Annotated in this window: 14 protein-coding genes; 7 read left to right on the forward strand and 7 right to left on the reverse strand. The window is 31.5% G+C overall.

From position 1 onward, the window contains the following. Positions 1-249 precede the first annotated feature (249 nt). Entirely contained in the window at positions 250-2202 is a 1953-nt protein-coding gene (locus tag ACFQ1O_RS13780) for a putative porin (protein ID WP_377716900.1), read from the reverse strand. A gap of 105 nt (positions 2203-2307) precedes the next feature. Here ACFQ1O_RS13780 and ACFQ1O_RS13785 point away from each other — a divergent pair, with 105 nt between their 5' ends. Both ACFQ1O_RS13785 and ACFQ1O_RS13790 read left to right on the forward strand, forming a co-directional pair. Then, positions 2308-2904 carry a ribonuclease HII gene (locus ACFQ1O_RS13785; protein WP_377716902.1) on the forward strand — a complete coding sequence of 199 codons (597 nt, stop codon included), beginning with the start codon at positions 2308-2310 and terminating at the stop codon, positions 2902-2904. Between the two features lie 78 nt (positions 2905-2982). Further along, a complete protein-coding gene (locus ACFQ1O_RS13790; RefSeq protein ID WP_377716903.1) occupies positions 2983-5328 on the forward strand; it encodes a hypothetical protein in 2346 nt (781 codons plus the stop codon). Between the two features lie 37 nt (positions 5329-5365). Here ACFQ1O_RS13790 and ACFQ1O_RS13795 read toward each other — a convergent pair whose 3' ends face one another. The 6 genes from ACFQ1O_RS13795 to ACFQ1O_RS13820 all read right to left on the reverse strand — a co-directional run bounded on the left by ACFQ1O_RS13795 (position 5366) and on the right by ACFQ1O_RS13820 (position 12894). Continuing rightward, complete coding sequence (locus ACFQ1O_RS13795) at positions 5366-5845, reverse strand: hypothetical protein (protein ID WP_377716905.1); 480 nt, start codon at positions 5843-5845, stop codon at positions 5366-5368. A gap of 85 nt (positions 5846-5930) precedes the next feature. Beyond that, entirely contained in the window at positions 5931-8186 is a 2256-nt protein-coding gene (locus ACFQ1O_RS13800) for a sodium-translocating pyrophosphatase (protein WP_377716907.1), read from the reverse strand. A 222-nt stretch (positions 8187-8408) separates the two neighbouring features. Next, complete coding sequence (locus ACFQ1O_RS13805) at positions 8409-8936, reverse strand: inorganic diphosphatase (RefSeq protein WP_377716908.1); 528 nt, start codon at positions 8934-8936, stop codon at positions 8409-8411. A gap of 163 nt (positions 8937-9099) precedes the next feature. Further along, positions 9100-9345 carry a hypothetical protein gene (locus tag ACFQ1O_RS13810; RefSeq protein WP_377716909.1) on the reverse strand — a complete coding sequence of 82 codons (246 nt, stop codon included), beginning with the start codon at positions 9343-9345 and terminating at the stop codon, positions 9100-9102. A 14-nt stretch (positions 9346-9359) separates the two neighbouring features. Then, positions 9360-11852 (reverse strand): DUF5686 and carboxypeptidase-like regulatory domain-containing protein, encoded by a 2493-nt coding sequence (locus tag ACFQ1O_RS13815; RefSeq protein WP_377716910.1) that lies wholly within the window; start codon positions 11850-11852, stop codon positions 9360-9362. A gap of 64 nt (positions 11853-11916) precedes the next feature. After that, positions 11917-12894 carry a pyruvate dehydrogenase complex E1 component subunit beta gene (locus ACFQ1O_RS13820; protein ID WP_377716912.1) on the reverse strand — a complete coding sequence of 326 codons (978 nt, stop codon included), beginning with the start codon at positions 12892-12894 and terminating at the stop codon, positions 11917-11919. Positions 12895-13101: 207 nt separating this feature from the next. Here ACFQ1O_RS13820 and ACFQ1O_RS13825 point away from each other — a divergent pair, with 207 nt between their 5' ends. From ACFQ1O_RS13825 to ACFQ1O_RS13845, 5 genes are all read left to right on the forward strand, one after another. Further along, the gene (locus ACFQ1O_RS13825; RefSeq protein ID WP_377716913.1) at positions 13102-13848 is read left to right on the forward strand and encodes an electron transfer flavoprotein subunit beta/FixA family protein; all 747 of its coding nucleotides are present in this window, start codon (positions 13102-13104) and stop codon (positions 13846-13848) included. Between the two features lie 52 nt (positions 13849-13900). Beyond that, entirely contained in the window at positions 13901-14869 is a 969-nt protein-coding gene (locus ACFQ1O_RS13830; RefSeq protein ID WP_377716914.1) for an electron transfer flavoprotein subunit alpha/FixB family protein, read from the forward strand. A 113-nt stretch (positions 14870-14982) separates the two neighbouring features. Beyond that, a complete protein-coding gene (locus tag ACFQ1O_RS13835) occupies positions 14983-15603 on the forward strand; it encodes a bifunctional nuclease domain-containing protein (RefSeq protein WP_377716916.1) in 621 nt (206 codons plus the stop codon). Between the two features lie 43 nt (positions 15604-15646). Then, positions 15647-17362: a NupC/NupG family nucleoside CNT transporter gene (locus ACFQ1O_RS13840; protein WP_377716918.1), complete on the forward strand. Its 1716-nt coding sequence runs from the start codon at positions 15647-15649 to the stop codon at positions 17360-17362. Positions 17363-17562: 200 nt separating this feature from the next. Continuing rightward, the gene (locus ACFQ1O_RS13845; protein WP_377716920.1) at positions 17563-18387 is read left to right on the forward strand and encodes a thymidylate synthase; all 825 of its coding nucleotides are present in this window, start codon (positions 17563-17565) and stop codon (positions 18385-18387) included. Positions 18388-18390 lie beyond the last annotated feature (3 nt).

Raw genomic sequence — 18390 nt, forward strand, 5'->3', positions numbered from 1 at the left:
AGCGGGTGCAAATATACTACCTTTCTTTTCTTCTGAACAAACTTTTTAACCCTTTTTTTGAACTTTTTTGCAAAGTATTTTTGAACCAACTGATAACATGCGTTTTAAGCTTATGAAATACTTCTTTTTTTGTGTAGTTAATTTGAGAAAGATGATTATTCTAGTTTTTAACACTTGTAATTGGCAAGCAACCTACAACTATTTACTTTCTTTAAAGTCTTTATTACACATTGAAAGCTTACACAAAAATTATAAAAAGAAATCCCAAATTAAACCAAAACGTATAATTCTATCTTTATAAGGATAATTAGGAGCACTATAAAAGTTATTACCTGTAAGCCCTGAATTGAAATGCTCTATCTTAAAATAAATACGAGCGTTTCTTACTTTAGCATTTACAAAAAAATCTAAACGAGGAAAGCCTCCATATTCTTTTGCTGTTTGTGTATAAAACTCTCCTAATAGAGGATCGTATGCATTCATCTTATATTTTGTAAAATAACTTCCAATAAGCCCAGTTTGTAAATATAAATTCTTTCTGAAAAATGTATTAGTATAGTACAATGTACTCCTTGCAATTAATTCTGGCACATTTAATATGTCTGAATCTTGGTTTACCGATTGATATTGCAACCTATTATCTAAACCAAATCTTCCTAAGTTAAATTCTTTATTAACGAATACCTTTAAATAATTAATAGAATTAGCAGATTGAAATGGTTTTACTGAGTTAGTTACCGCATCTATACCAAAATAAGTATGATTTTGAATAGTTGTATAACTTGCTTGAATAGTTGCCTTGTATTTTTCTGAGCTTAACTTTCCTATTATAGCTTTACTCTTAATCGTTTCTAAATTTTCATTATACCAATTATAATTTTTATAATCTGATTGATATAACCTATAGTTAAAATCTGGCAAAGTAGCCTTAACCACAACCTCACCTTCTAAATTTACATCCTTATATATATTGTATCCAATTTTCCCATCTAAATAGCTTCCTTGATGATCTTTAGTTATATTACTATTGAAGTTAGCCTGAAGCATTATTCTCTTCAATTTATTTTTATAAGTGAAGCCATAAGAAAGAAAATCATTCTTAATTCTATTTGGGATAAAAATATTATTGTTTAAGTTGACAATACTATTATAGCCATAATTATAATCTGTAAATCCTATTTTTGCTGTAATAGCACCTATATCTTTTCTAAAAAAAGAGAGATACCCTTCTGTATAAAACCTTTCTAATCTAACTTCGTCTGATATATTTGAGGTAAAAGCATCTCCAAAATAAGCGTTTGCAGTAGTTTGATTAAATTGATACTTCTTATCTTCTAAATTAGCCACATGACCAACACTTAATGCATAATTACTAGTAGAATCCTGCTTTTTAAAAACATCGTAGTAATGGTTTAAATAAAACCTTTTAGCAGACAACTTATTGCTAGCGTCCTCAAAATTTACATCAAATCGTGAACGGTCTCTAAATTCTGAGTTTCCATTCTCAAAATCAACCACCTGACCATCTACAATACCCCCATTTTCTTCATTTTCGAATGTTTGAGCTAACATATGAGCTCTTATAAAGTAACGATCATTCTTTGTTCTGTAATTAGCTGTTGCTCTTAATTTACCACTGTTAGCTTTTATGTGCCTGTACTTACCAAGAGACCTCAAACCTTGATATGCTAAAGAAAAATTAAATCGTGGAGTGGTATTTATTGTAAAAAAACCATCTGCCAACTGACCTTGTTCCATAGTTGTTTTAAACAACAACTCTGTAAGAGGTGTAGCAACTTCATAATACTTTACATCTCTTACTTCATCATAAGCAACATGTTTAGCTCTAGAGCCAAAGCGAGAAAAAGTATGCTGGCTTTCTGTAAAATTGTAAGCTAATTCATTAAAAACTTGACCCGTATTAGAAAAAGGTAATAATTCAAAGTAATCTTTTCTTAAATAATTGAATTTATACTCTTTTTTTATACTTAGAGTAGTATCTATTAAAGTAGTGTCTTTATCTATACTTATGAACTTATAATGAGAAGCGTCTGTATTTACTTTATTGTTTCCTGTAGATTTACCATTTTCCTTTACTTGATTTCCATTGCCGTCAATTTTCTTATTAACTCTTATTTCTTTTTGCGCCTGAGCATTTATACAAAAAAGAAAAACAACAATTGAAGCAAGTATTTTATTCATCTTGGATTCTATTACAAAATACAAATGTAAACGATTTTAAAAAACTAACTTTATAAATATTTATAAAGTGATGTTAATTGATTATTGAAGTAGTATTTTAGCGTTATGTTATTAGCAAGTTATCAAAAAACCTTACTAGAATGTGGCACAGATGAAGCTGGAAGAGGCTGTTTAGCGGGTCCAGTTACCGCAGCAGCTGTTATTTTACCTCAAAATTTTCAAAACAGCATACTAACAGACTCTAAGCAACTAAGTGAAAAGAAACGTATTTTACTACAACCCATTATAAAAGCCGAAGCTACTTGTTTTGGAGTTTGCCATGTTTTTGAAGAGGAAATAGATCGTATTAACATTTTAAACGCATCTATAACGGCTATGCAGCGATCAATTTCTAAACTTTTCCCTGAGCCAGAGTTTATTATTGTTGATGGAAACAAATTTAAACCCTACAAAGATATTCCATACGAAACCATTATAAAAGGTGATGGTAAGTACCTAAATATAGCAGCGGCTTCTGTTTTAGCAAAAACTTACCGAGATGCCTATATGGAAAAAATTCACAAAGAATTCCCCATGTATAATTGGAAGAAAAACAAAGGTTACCCAACAACAGAGCATCGAGAAGCTATTAAAAAATATGGTATTACGAAATACCACAGAAAATCATTTAGATTACTACCAGAACAACTTAGTTTATTTTAATCTTAATATATTATTTAACTAAAGAAATTTTAGTATTATTTTTCTATTCATATTTTTGTTCAGCTAAACTATTTTGTTGTGAAAAAGACTATCTTATTTTTAATTATCGGAATCTCATTTATTGCTTGCCAAAAAAAACCTAAACAAACATCTAAGCTCGTAGATTTCATACCCAATAATCCTTCTTTAATTATAAATAGCTCAAGTCTTGAAGAATTAAAAGAGACTATTAACTCTAGTGAGTTAATTCAGCAGTTCAAAAACACTAAAAGCTATCAAAAGTTAAAATCTGACTTTTCTTTTTACAAAGACCTTAATATAAATCAAGAAGTATTGATTAGTTATAGCACAATTGGAAAAGGCTTAGATTTCTTATTAGCTACAAAAAGCAACAACAATCAAATCAAAAAAGAAAGTACTCCAAAACTATACAACAAAACCCAATATTACAAGCTGAAAAATCATGAAGCTTTTACCACAACTATAGATAGCGTTTTAATTATTAGTTCTTCTGAACTATTAATAGAAAACCTTATTAGAAACCAAGAAAACAACATTACCTATAACAATAACAGTTTAAACAAATTAATAAAAACAAATACTAATAATATATCTGTTTATATTAACAACGAAAAACCTATTGAGTTTTTAAAGCCTATTTTACCCACTACATTTATTAGTAAAAAAGGATGGACAAGTTTTTCTGTGAATACCGATAATGGCATTAATATTAATGGAACTGTTACTGAAACAACCTTAACCGATTCTTTTCTAAACAATCTTAGTAAAAGTAACACTCAAAAAAGTATCGCTGCTAAAATTATTCCTTTGAATAATATTGAATACAAATCTTTTGCTTTTGAAGAAGTAGAAAACATCGACACCAAATTTGAAAACTTTAATGAATTAAAAAACAACAGTAGCGAGATTGTTTCTTTTAACGACGGAAAGCAACAAGTTTCAGGGTTTCTCTTAATAGATAACTCTATTATTGACAACCTGACTGAACTAGATACTTATAGAAACATTACCATATTTCAAAACGATCATTATAAAATACCTCCTTTTATTAACAAACCTCAACCTCAATACGCTTGCTTACTAGACAACTTTCTTTTGTTTTCTAGCTCAAAAGAAGGTTTACAAAACTGTATAGCTCATTATCAAAATAAAACTACCTTAAATAAACAGGAGTTTTATTTAGAAAACATTTCTGATTTACTTACAAATAGCCATGTTACAACTGGAAAGAAGAATCAATATATCTTAAACTCAATAGCTAATATTATTGACGATAAAAGCATTCTTAAAGTTAATATAGACGATTACCCTTTACTAAGTCAACAGGTTACTTATGAAGAAAATTACATCAACTTTTCTAGTGTTATTAAAAAGGCTAGCCCTGTAAAAAACACTTCTGGAGTTACTCAAGCAGCTATAGTTAGCTTAGACAAACCCCTAGGTAGTTTTAAGCAATGGGTAACCAATCATAAAACCAAACAACAAGAACTTTTAGCACAAGACATTGAAAATAATTTATATCTTATTTCTAAAAAAGGAAGTATTCTTTGGAAAAAACAATTAGATAGTCCTATCCAGGGAAATATCACTCAGGTTGACTTATATAGAAACAGGAAGTTACAATTTGCATTTACCACAGAAAATGAGTTTATGGTACTTGATAGGAATGGAAAACTTGTAGATCCTTTTTACAAGAAATACAACAACCACAACTTACTTCCTTTAGCTGTTTTTGATTATGACAAGAATAGAAATTATCGTTTCCTAATATCGTATAATAATGAAGTTAATATGCTAGACAACAAAATGAAACCTGTTAAAGGATTTACTTTTAAAAAAGCATCTAGTAATTTAACTGCATCACCAAAACATATTCGTATTGGAACAAAAGATTATATTGTAATTACTGAAAGCAATGGCAAACTAAACATTTTAAACAGACAAGGAAAAGACAGAACAAAGATTAAAACCACTTTTGATTTTAACAACACTACAATAACACCTATTAAAAATAGTTTAATTTTTAGAGATACCAAAAACACCATATACAAGGTAAATATAGCTACTGGAAAAACAGAAAAAGTAGATTTACTTAAAGGAACTATTACCCATTTTACCCAAAACGACAATCTAAAAGTAAAATTAGAAGACCAAAATTTAAGCATTAAAAACAATACTGTTGAATTAGAATATGGAAACTATACAGCTCCAGAAATATTCTACCAAAATAAAAAGTACTACATCAGTACCACAGATTTAGATAGTCAAAAAACATACTTATTTGACAGCAATGGTAAATCTTTTGCTAAATTCCCTGTTTACGGAAAAAGCAATATTACTCTAAAGAAAAACTTATTTGCGGTTCAAGGCGAAGGAAATAATGTATTGATTTATCAATTGTAAAAAACCTCCCTCTATCACTTCTTTTTAAGAGAGAGTATTATTCCTTGCCTAAATCATCAATTGGAGATTCGAGCTCAAATTTCAAATCCCTTTTTAAGTACTGATTGACTTTTAATCCTTCTATAAAAGAATACAAACCATAAGTAAGCATAAGTATTGGCATTATAATTGCCACCAAAACATTGTCCATATTCAACAAAGAAATCAATCCACCCATCCCAAACACTATAACAATGCCTGAAAAAACAAAATTTGAAATTATTAACATAATATCAATCATTGTAGTATCAGCCCATATCTTTCTCGTTTTATAGACATTAAAAAACTTTACATGATACACTATCGCAAGTAACAAAACCAACATAAAAGCAATTCCTATAAAAATAGATGGGTCATCAATAAAGTCCTCCCTATTCTTCACATAGTCTTTAATAAAGAACTCATATAAAAAATACAACCATACAATAGCTGTAATTGCTATAAAAACGCCTTTGATAATTTTCTTATACAATTTCATAAAACAAAAATAAGAAAGCAACCCTAAGAGTTGCTTTCCTGCTATTTAATTTTTGATTTGACTTCGACAAGCTCAGTCTGACATTTTAATGTTGATGATCATGGTCGTGAGAATGCCCGTGACCCGAATGAACTTCTATTTTTTGTTTCTCATCATGATGAACATCTCCTGTATGGCCTCCTAAAATAGGAGCTATTACTAATCCTATTAAACATGTTAGTTTAATTAAAATATTCATTGACGGACCTGAAGTATCTTTAAACGGATCTCCAACAGTATCACCTGTAACAGCAGCCTTATGCGCATCTGAACCCTTATAAGTCATTTCTCCATTTATCTCTACTCCAGCTTCGAAAGATTTTTTGGCATTATCCCAAGCTCCACCTGCATTATTTTGAAATATAGCCCATAACACTCCTGAAACTGTAACTCCAGCCATATACCCACCTAACATCTCTGCAATAGCTAACTTATCCATTCCAAATAAAAGAGGCACTAAAGCGATTATTAATGGAAACCCTATAGTTAATAAACCAGGAAGCATCATTTCTTTTAAAGACGCTTTAGTAGAAATTGCAACACATTTATCATATTCAGGCTTTCCTGTACCTTCCATTATTCCAGCTATTTCTTTAAACTGTCTTCTTACCTCATAAACCATTTCCATAGCAGCTTTGCCTACAGCATTCATTGCTAAAGCAGAAAACACCACAGGTACCATTCCTCCAACAAACAACATAGCTAATACTGGAGCTTTAAAAATATTTATTCCATCAATCCCTGTAAAAGTTACATAAGCAGCAAATAAAGCCAAAGAAGTTAATGCCGCTGATGCTATTGCAAAACCTTTTCCAGTTGCAGCAGTAGTATTTCCTACAGAATCTAATATATCTGTACGTTCTCTAACTATAGGATCTTGCTCACTCATTTCGGCTATCCCTCCTGCATTATCTGCAATAGGCCCAAAAGCATCTATAGCTAACTGCATAGCTGTTGTAGCCATCATAGCAGAAGCCGATAGAGCTACTCCATAAAAACCAGCAAATGCATAGGATGCCCAAATAGCGCCTGCAAATAATAATACCGAAGGAAAAGTTGAGATCATACCTGTTGCTAAACCAGCAATAATATTAGTTCCAGCTCCTGTGCTCGATTTTTGTACTATTTCTAAAATTGGTTTTTTACCTAATCCTGTATAATATTCAGTAACTGAAGAAATCAATCCCCCAACTAACAACCCAATAAGAGTTGCGTAAAAAACTCTCATAGAAGAAATTTCCTGTAGCCCTTCTCCAAAATACTCCATTTGCATCGTTTCTGGCAACATCCATTTACAAAGAACAAAACAAGACAATGCTACCAAAGCTATCGATGTCCAATTACCTATATTTAATGCTCCCATTACTTGAGCTTCTTTTGCTTCATTATTTTTAATTTTAACCAACATGGTACCAATCATTGAAATAATAATACCTGCACCAGCAATTGCCACAGGTAATAAAATAGGTCCAATTCCTCCAAAGGCATCTGCAATACTTCCTCCCATATCTTTTATTACATAATTACCAAGTACCATAGCTGCTAAAACCGTAGCTACATAAGATCCGAATAAATCTGCCCCCATTCCGGCTACATCCCCAACATTATCCCCTACATTATCAGCAATTGTTGCTGGATTACGCGGATCATCTTCTGGGATACCAGCTTCTACCTTACCTACTAAATCAGCACCTACATCGGCCGCTTTAGTATAAATACCCCCTCCTACTCTTGCAAATAAGGCTATAGATTCTGCTCCTAGAGAAAACCCTGCTAAGGTTTCTAGTACAATTGTCATGTCATTTATCGAAGTCCATTCTCCTCCCATAAACATCTGATAAAAAATGATAAAGAATGCTGTTAAACCTAAAACTGCTAAACCTGCAACTCCTAGCCCCATAACCGTTCCTCCTCCGAAAGATATTTTTAAGGCGTTAGGTAAACTCGTTCTAGCTGCTTGGGTGGTTCTTACATTTGTTTTTGTAGCTATTTTCATTCCCATATTTCCTGCTAATGCAGAAAAAACAGCTCCAAAAACAAAAGCTATTACAATCATCCAATGTGTTGTTGGGACAATTATTGAAACAATAGCTAACAAAATACTAACCACTACTACGAATATGGCAAGTAATTTATATTCTGCGTTTAAAAAAGCTAGTGCTCCTTCGTAAATATGATCTGAAATTTCTTTCATTTTACCATCACCAGCATCTTGTTTCATTACCCAAGATTTTTTCACTAGCATGTAAAGTAGTCCAATTGCAGCGGCGGCTATTGGCATGTAAATCATTATAGATTCCATAGAAAAGTAATATTAAAGGTTAGTATTATAGCCTTTTGTAAAATTACTTTATAGGTAATACTTTTCCAGCCCCATCTGAAATAATAGGTTTCATTTATAAAACAATTTTAATCCAAAGCTGCTTAAATGTATTAAAAATCAGCGAGATAAAAAACTGTTTCAAATAACAAAAGGAGATATTCAGTTGAATACCTCCTTTTTATATTAACTCAGAAAGCTTTTTTAAATAGTAAAGCTTGCTTTAGTTTTGTGTTCGCTCTCTTCGTAACGTAAAATACATTTATCTAAAATATCATACGCTTCTGCAGCATCTCCCCAATCTCCAACATCTACCTTCTTCTTCTCTAAATCTTTATATACCTGAAAGAAATGAGTGATCTCTTCTTTTCTATGTGGATTCAAATCAGATAGATCGTTGTATTTATTCCAAATAGGATCTGAAACTGGTACACATACAATCTTTTCGTCTGGACCTTTTTCATCTGCCATATGGAAAACTCCTATAGGCTTAACCTCCATTACACACATAGGAAATGTAGGCTCTGTACCCAACACTAATACATCTAACGGATCTCCATCTAATGCTAATGTTTCTGGTATAAAACCGTAATCACCAGGATACATCATAGAAGAAAATAACATTCTGTCAAAACGGATTTTATTTAATTCGAAATCGTATTCGTATTTGTTTCTGCTTCCTTTTGGAATCTCAATTAAAACGTCGAACGTTTTTTTAATTGCTGCACTCATATTCAATAAGTTTGTTTAAAAAATCGGACGCGAAAGTAGCAAAAAGAAACTGATTAGACAACCTTATTATATTATTAAAATATGAAACATATATTATTCTATATATAGACTTCAATCCTTTACAAAAATATTAAAACAAAGATTTTAGATTGATTAATCTAAACTACTTTTTTTTAGATAGTGAGTCTACCTTTTTAGTCTTCTTACATTTTTTAGCTTTCATACAAGCGTAGTAGACCTTTCTCCATTTTTTTAGCTGTTCATCTCCTTTTTTATTAGGTACTTTAACATCTGCGTAGCCAGCACAATAAGTTGCACAATCGTTTACCTCTTTAGGTGAGTTAGGCAAAATAAACGACATTGTTAGAAACAATAGAAAGCCAGCACAAATAACAATATATTTTTTCATAACAAATAAATCATTTAAAACATAAAACCAAAACTACCCGTTACTCCAAATTTTCGAGCATCTGGATTATCAAAATAATTCCCTCTAAAATTAAAATCTATTCTAAATACTTTAAATATGTTTCCTATACCAAAACTATACTCCCAATACACTTTTTCATTTGGAGCTCCAACTGTTTGCAAAAATCCTGAGGCATCTAAATTTATATTATCTTGTGACAACTCTCCCCAAACACCTCTAATAGCAACAATTTCTCTTAGATTTAATTTTCTTAAGGCTGGTATTCTAGAAAACAACCTACCATTAAAATTATGCTCTAAATGAACAGAAGTATAAGTATCTGTTACAAATTCATAAAAATTCAACAATGGAAATGTATTGAATATTGAAAAATAAGACTGGTTACCTGGTATAACATTTAACAAACCTAAAGGAACTTCTCCAAAGGTTTTTCCTATTTCTACATTGCTAAACAATCTTCCAAATCCACCAATTTGCCATGGTTGTCTGTAAAACAATTGTGCCTTAGAATAATTAAAATCACTATCTAATGCTCCTTTTATACCTTGACTTAAACTCACAAAAATAGTTGCATGATTACTATTTACAGTAGTTCGTTCAACTCCATAACCAGTAGTTTTTCTTTTTGGTGTATAGGTTGCTGATAAATTTAATTCTGTTTGTTTAATCCTCGGACTAGAAGTAGTAAAAGTATCATCTGTATAATAACTTAGATCAAAAGTATTAGATGCAGATTTTAAGGTTCTATAAGTCCCATTAAGACTAAAAACCATATTTTTAATTGGTTCTACACTTAAACCAAGAGCTGTTAAATTTACCGATGTAAGTCTATCATTATCTCCTGTTGCAAATAGTGACGAGGAGGCAAAACTTCTACCCAACACATCATTCGAGGTAGTTAAACTAACTCCTATTTGCTCTACATCTCTTCGAGTTCCTAAAGAAGCTATCCATCTATTTTTTCGACTAAACAACCACTTTCCAGAAATACCATATTTAAACTGATTATCTTTGAAACCATAAGCGGTATACCCTTGCACTCTTAACTTGTCATTTGGACCGTAATAAGTTCTTCCTCCTGTACGTATTCTTATCCCTTCTACATCGTTATATCCAAAAGTTGAAAATATAGGCCCATAATCCATTCTCAATTTAGGTATTTCTATATAACCTGTGGCTAAAATACTTGCCGTATTATATATACGCTTAAATTTTGGAACCGTTTTTAAGGTATCTAACATTTTATAAATACCTTTCTCATCTTTATTTAATTTCTCTAGCCTATTTTCTGACCAAAAATCATCATTCTGATTGTATATTTCAAATGCATATGGATCGGCTTCTTCTTTGTAAAAATCGCTTCCTTTGTCTTGGTCAAATTCATAATTATTGAATAATGTTGTACGCTTTCCGTACACACCTTTAGATTTATCTTTTTTAGACAAACTAAAGTCAGACATAAAATAATCTCTCGTTATTAAAAATACCGAATCGTTTAAAACATCAAACTCTTGTTCTATATAAATATCTTTAATCCAGTTTATATTAGCACTTTTAGACACTTGAAGGTTGATATCTTTTATAGCCCATGTTGTGTCGTTTACCCAAAAATCACCTTTAAACGTTAATTCATTTTTTCTTCTTGGATAATATATAATGTTATAACACCATTTATCTCCTATAAATGCACTATCAGACAATACATAATTATAAGTATTGATTCCTGTTCTAGACAAAGGACTTACAAAACTCTTATCAAAAAACTTTAAATAATTGTCATAAATATCATAGTCTGAATACAAATCTTTTATAAATGATATAATGGTTTGATTATTACTAAATCCTGAGTTTTTATTACCAATTAAATCTTCTCTTACTTTATCTATTTCATTGTTTCCGTAAACTTTAGAAACAGCTTCATTTAAAAAAATAGGTAAATATGTTTTTCCTGTAATGTTAGAAGTATCCATTTTCTCAAAAATAAATTCCATTCCTTTAAAGAATTTACTTTGCACCATTGTACTATCTACATTGTTTAAATCGAATTCTAACTTTTCATACTTATCGTATTGATATTGCTTGAACTTTTTCGTTCCATTAGACCTCCTATTTGCCCAAATCTTTCTTAAAATATCAATTGCCGGATTATTTTTTTTAGATTGTTTACCTGTATAAATAACTACTTCATCTAATTCATTCCCTTCACTTAAAACAATATTCATTTTATAAGTTACAGCTTTCGGCAAATCTATTTCTTTTGTATCGTATCCTACAAAAGAAACTTGCAACACATTATACCTTTCATCAGATTCTATATAAAATCGTCCATTTTCATCTGTAATTGTCCCAGTAGTAGACCCTTTAAAAATTACGTTAGCAAATGCTATTGGGTAGTCTGTATCATCTTTTACCACTCCACTAACTTTAGTTTGAGCAACTAATATTGTGGTACCTAACAATGTTAATAAGAATAATAGCTTTTTCATAAAAATAAAAAACTCCAACATTTTAAAGTTGGAGTTTCAAATATAGGTTTTTAATCCTGATTTCTTATCTGTACATCACTTTTTTAACAGCTTTGATTACATCATCTTTATTAGGCAACCATTCAGCAAGTAAAACAGGTGAATAAGGTGCTGGTGTATCTGCTGTATTTATTTTTTCTATCGGTGCATCTAAATAATCGAAAGCTTGATTTTGTACTTGATATGTTATTTCTGTAGAAACATTTCCAAATGGCCAAGCTTCTTCTAGAATTACTAATCTATTCGTTTTTTTAACAGACTCAATAATTGCATTGTGATCCATAGGTCTAACAGTTCTTAGATCTATAATCTCGCAAGAAATCCCTTCTTCTGCTAATTCATCAGCTGCTTTGTAAGCTTCTTTTATAATTTTTCCAAAAGAAACAATTGTCACATCTGTTCCTGCTCTTTTTATATCAGCAACTCCTATAGGTAACACATACTCACCTTCAGGAACTTCTCCTTTATCTCCATACATCTGCTCAGACTCCATAAAAATAACCGGATCATCATCTCTAATAGCTGCTTTTAATAAGCCTTTTGCGTCATACGGGTTAGAAGGAACTATTACTTTTAAACCTGGTGTATTGGCATACCAACTTTCAAATGCTTGAGAGTGTGTTGCAGCCAACTGACCCGCAGAAGCCGTTGGGCCTCTAAATACAATCGGACATTTAAATTGCCCACCAGACATTTGTCTAATCTTAGCAGCATTATTTATGATTTGATCTATACCTACTAAAGAAAAATTAAAGGTCATGTACTCTACAATTGGTCTATTACCCGTCATTGTAGAACCTACAGCAATACCTCCAAAACCAAGCTCAGCAATAGGAGTATCTATAACTCTTTTTTCTCCAAATTCATCTAACATTCCTTTAGAGGCTTTGTATGCACCGTTATACTCCGCAACTTCTTCTCCCATTAAGTATATAGATTCATCGCGACGCATTTCCTCACTCATGGCCTCACAAATCGCCTCTCTAAACTGAATTGTTTTCATTTGTTAACTTTTATTTGTTGTACAAACACTTTGAAAAGCATCTGTTTAATTCTCATTCAAATTTTAATAGCAAACAAAAATAGACAATTCATAAAATTTAACAACTAGTTTTATTGATAAAATTTATTATGCATGCATAGAAGTTTAGTCGAAAAATATAAGTATATTAGCGGCACTTAATTTTTAATGAATTTAAATAATTATATCATGAATATATTAGTATGTATTAGTCACGTTCCAGACACTACATCAAAAATAAACTTTACCAACGGTGATGCTGAGTTTGATACGAATGGCGTACAGTTTGTTATTAACCCTAATGATGAATTTGGTTTAACCAAAGCCATGTTTATGAAAGAAAAGCAAGGCGCAACTGTTACAGTTGTAAATGTTGGCGGACCAGAAACTGAACCTACATTAAGAAAAGCTTTAGCTATTGGTGCAGATAGTGCTATTAGAGTAAACACTCCAGCTACAGATGGATTTGCTGTTGCAAAAGAGTTGGCAGAAGTAGTTAAAAATGGTAATTACGATTTAGTAATTGCAGGAAAAGAATCTTTAGATTATAACGGAGGTATGGTTCCTGGCATGTTAGCTAGTTTAACAAATTCTAACTTTGTTAACGCTTGTATTTCTTTAGAAGTAGAAGGAACTAACGCTACTGCTATTAGAGAAATTGATGGAGGAAAAGAAACTATTGCAACTTCATTACCTTTAATTGTTGGAGGGCAAAAAGGATTAGTAGACGAAAGTGAATTACGTATACCAAATATGAGAGGAATCATGATGGCTCGTAAAAAACCTTTACAGGTTGTTGAACCTATAAATTCTGATGTGGCTTCTAAAGCTGTTAAGTTTGAAAAACCAGCTCCTAAATCTGCTGTAAAATTAATTGACGCAGATAATATTGATGAGTTAATTAACTTATTACACAACGAAGCTAAAGTAATTTAATAATAATCTTCTACTTTGGTTAATACAACTGAAGTTTTAAATATAAAATATTATGTCTGTTTTAATTTTTGCAGAATCCAATAACGGAAAATTCAACAAGGCAACCTTAGAGGTAGCTTCTTATGCTAAAGCAGTAGCTTCTAGCTTAGGAACCTCTGTAAGTGCAGTTGCTATAAACGCTAATGACTCAGATGCTTTAGCTCAATACGGTGTTGAAAAAATATTAAATGTAAACAATACTTCTTTAGAAAATTTTAATGGTTTAGCTTATGCAGATGTTATTAAACAAGCTGCTGAAAAAGTTGGGGCTTCTTTAGTAGTAATGTCTTCTACAACTGATGGTAAATTTTTATCTCCACTAGTTGCATGTAATTTAAATGCAGGATATGCATCTAATGTTGTAGCCTTACCAGAAAGCACTTCTCCTTTTACAGTTAAAAGAACTGCTTTTTCTAACAAAGCTTTTAACATAACTGAATTAACTAGCGATAATAAGGTTATTGCTTTAGCTAAGAATGCTTTCGGTTTACAAGAAAACCAAGTTACTATTACTGAAGAATCTTTTGAACCAACTTTAAACGATGCTCACTTAGCCTCTAAAGTAGAATCTGTAGACAAAGTAACAGGAACTGTTACTATTGCTGATGCTGAGATAGTTGTTTCTGGAGGAAGAGGATTAAAAGGTCCTGAAAACTGGGGAATGGTAGAAGATTTAGCAGCAACCTTAGGAGCTGCAACAGCTTGTTCTAAGCCTGTTTCTGATTTAGGATGGAGACCACACAGTGAACACGTTGGACAAACAGGAAAACCTGTAGCGTCAAACTTATATATAGCAATCGGAATTTCTGGAGCTATTCAACATTTAGCCGGAATCAACTCTTCTAAAGTAAAAGTTGTTATCAATACAGACCCAGAAGCACCATTTTTCAAGGCAGCTGATTATGGTATTGTAGGCGATGCTTTTGAAGTAGTTCCTAAATTAAATGAAAAATTAAAAGCTTTTAAAGCGCAAAACGCATAATTTTTTATAAATTGTGCCTCTAAAGGGCTATCTAAATTTCTGACATTCCAGTCCATAATTTAGATAGCCTTTTTGCTTTTATAGAGAATAGACAGTAATTTGAAGAGGAGTAAATGAGTTTAGTACGCCTGAACATAAAAGGAATTTCATATAGCCAAACACAAAATGGGGCTTATGCACTTATTTTAAACGAAGTAGACGGAGAGCGCAAACTACCAATAGTTATTGGCGCTTTTGAAGCACAATCTATTGCTATTGCTTTAGAAAAAGAAATTAAACCGCCCAGACCTCTTACACACGATCTATTTAAAAGCTTTGCTTCTAGGTTTGATATTATAGTAAAACAAGTAATTATACATAAATTGGTAGATGGCGTGTTTTACTCGAGTATTATTTGTGAGCGCGATAAAATTGAAGAGATTATTGACGCAAGAACATCAGACGCTATAGCTTTGGCCTTACGTTTCAACGCTCCTATTTTTACCTACAAAAACATTTTAGACAAGGCTGGCATCTACCTTAGTATGTCTAAGAAAGAAGATGATGAAAATGAAGTAGAGGCTATTTTACAAGAAGAAGTAACTGTTGATGACAATGATGAAGGAGGTAATGTAAACTACTCTCATTTGAGCTTAGAAGAACTTAACAATTTATTAGGAGAAGCTGTTCGTGACGAAGATTATGAAACAGCTGCCAAAATAAGAGATGAAATCTCAAAACGTGAAAAATTATAAGGTTTAGTGGTTAACCCTTATTTTTAGATAAACTTACTTACACATGAAAAAAACTTTAGCAGCTTTACTAATACTAGTAAGCCTACTAACTTTCGGACAAAACATTGAGCAAGAATGGAAATTTAATTCCATTAAAAAAAACGATAGTTCACTAGTCTCAATCAATTCAGATTCTGACTTCTTTATACTTAAAAATAACCAATTCCATTATAGTTTAGAAGGTAAAAATAACTTAGTTGCCAAAGGAGATTATATTTTACAAAACGACTTATTGGTTTTCTATTATCAACAACCTAAAGACACCATAAGAAGATATAGAATTACACAAAAAACAGATTCTACACTTGTTATAACTGAGAATAACGTAAACTATGCTTTCTTTACTAAAGACAACATTAAAGATTATGTTGCCACAACAAAGATTATCAATTCCAACACACCCACTTTAATTCCTAGCGAAGGAATGTCTTTAAATAGTATTTTAAGAGGTGCTTTAGGTATGTTCTGCCTATTATTTATCGCATTTTTATTCAGCAGTAACAGAAAAGAGATTAACTGGAAAACAGTCGGAATTGGACTAGCTTTTCAATTAATAATTGCTATAGGTGTTTTAAAAGTTCCATTTATACAAACTGCTTTTGACTATGTTGGTCGTTTTTTTGTAAAGATATTAGAATTTACAAGATCTGGTAGCGAATTTTTATTTAGCGGATTAGTTGATGTAAAATCTTTCGGTTTTATATTCGCTTTCCAAGTTCTACCTACCATATTATTCTTTTCTGCCTTAACTTCTGTGTTATTTTATTTAGGAATTATACAATTCATAGTAAAGTTAATGGCCAAATTGTTAACTAAATTGCTTGGCATATCTGGAGCAGAAAGTTTAAGCGTTGCTGGAAATATATTCTTAGGACAAACAGAAGCTCCGTTATTAATAAAGGCTTATTTAGAAAAAATGAATAAGTCAGAAATTTTATTAGTAATGATTGGCGGTATGGCAACTGTAGCGGGAGCTGTATTAGCTGCTTACATAGGATTTTTAGGTGGGGACGACCCCGTTTTAAGACTTAAGTTTGCCAAGCACTTATTGGCTGCATCTGTTATGGCTGCACCAGGAGCTATTGTTATTTCTAAAATATTGTATCCACAAACTGAAGAAGTAAATACCGATGTAAAAGTTTCATCAGAAAAAATAGGATCTAACATTTTAGATGCAATTGCCAACGGTACCACAGAAGGTTTAAAACTAGCTGTTAATGTTGGTGCAATGTTATTAGTTTTTGTTGCTTTTATAGCAATGATTAACGGAGGTTTAGAATTAATTGGTAATGTAACCGGTTTAAATGAATGGGTTGCCGCTAACTCCGCTTATCAAAAACTATCATTAGAAGCTATTTTAGGAACTATCTTTGCGCCTCTTATGTGGTTAATTGGAGTAGCCAAAGAAGACATGATGATGATGGGGCAATTATTAGGTATTAAGATTGCTGCGAGCGAATTTATAGGTTATATCCAATTAGCAGAACTTAAAAACATGGCTAATCCTACTCACTTAAATTATAGCAAATCTGTTATTATGGCTACTTATATGCTATGTGGTTTTGCCAATTTTGCTTCAATTGGAATTCAAATTGGAGGTATCGGTTCATTAGCTCCTGGGCAGAGAACATTATTGTCAAAATTTGGAATGAAAGCATTAATTGGAGGATCTATAGCTTCATTAATTTCTGCTACTATTGCCGGCATGATAATTGGTTAAAAAACAATGTTTTTGATATAACCCAAAAGCACTGTTTTTAATACCCAACATTCTATACCGCAGAAACATAATTCTTTTACAAAGCTACTTTAAGTAGTTAATAAATATTAATAAAATAAAAAGCATTGTTGTTAATTCAACGATGCTTTTCTTTATTTTTGATTTTGTATTTTAAATGTAATTACACAGACGATAGACTTATGAAGCAATATTTAGATTTAGTAAAGCACGTATTAGAAAACGGAAACGAAAAAGGAGATAGAACAGGTACAGGAACTAAAAGTGTATTTGGCTACCAAATGAGATTTGACTTAAGTAAAGGGTTCCCAATGGTTACTACCAAAAAGTTACATTTAAAATCTATTATATATGAATTGCTTTGGTTTATAAAAGGAGATACGAATATTAAATACCTTCAAGAAAACGGAGTCCGTATTTGGAACGAATGGGCAGATGAAAATGGTGATTTAGGGCCTGTATATGGTCATCAATGGCGTAATTGGAATAGTGATGATATAGACCAATTAAAGGAAGTAATCAATACTATAAAAAACAACCCTAACAGTAGAAGAATGATGGTTTCTGCTTGGAACCCATCTGTTTTACCAGACACATCAATTTCTTTTAGTGAGAATGTTGCTAATGGAAAAGCTGCTTTACCTCCTTGTCACGCTTTCTTTCAGTTTTATGTAGCTGATGGAAAATTATCTTGTCAACTATACCAACGTAGTGCCGACATCTTTTTAGGAGTTCCATTCAACATTGCTTCTTATGCTTTATTAACTATGATGATTGCTCAAGTTTGTGGTTTAGAAGCTGGAGATTTTGTACATACTTTTGGAGACGCTCATATCTATAGCAACCATATGGAACAATTAGAGCTTCAATTATCTAGAGAACCTAAGGGGCTACCTACTATTAAAATGAATCCGAATATTACTAACATAGAAGACTTTACTTTTGAAGATTTTGAATTAGTAAATTATAATCCACACCCACATATTAAAGGCGCTGTTGCAGTATAATAC

It is taken from the genome of Pseudofulvibacter geojedonensis, assembly GCF_042675745.1.
Lineage (GTDB): Bacteria > Bacteroidota > Bacteroidia > Flavobacteriales > Flavobacteriaceae > Pseudofulvibacter > Pseudofulvibacter geojedonensis.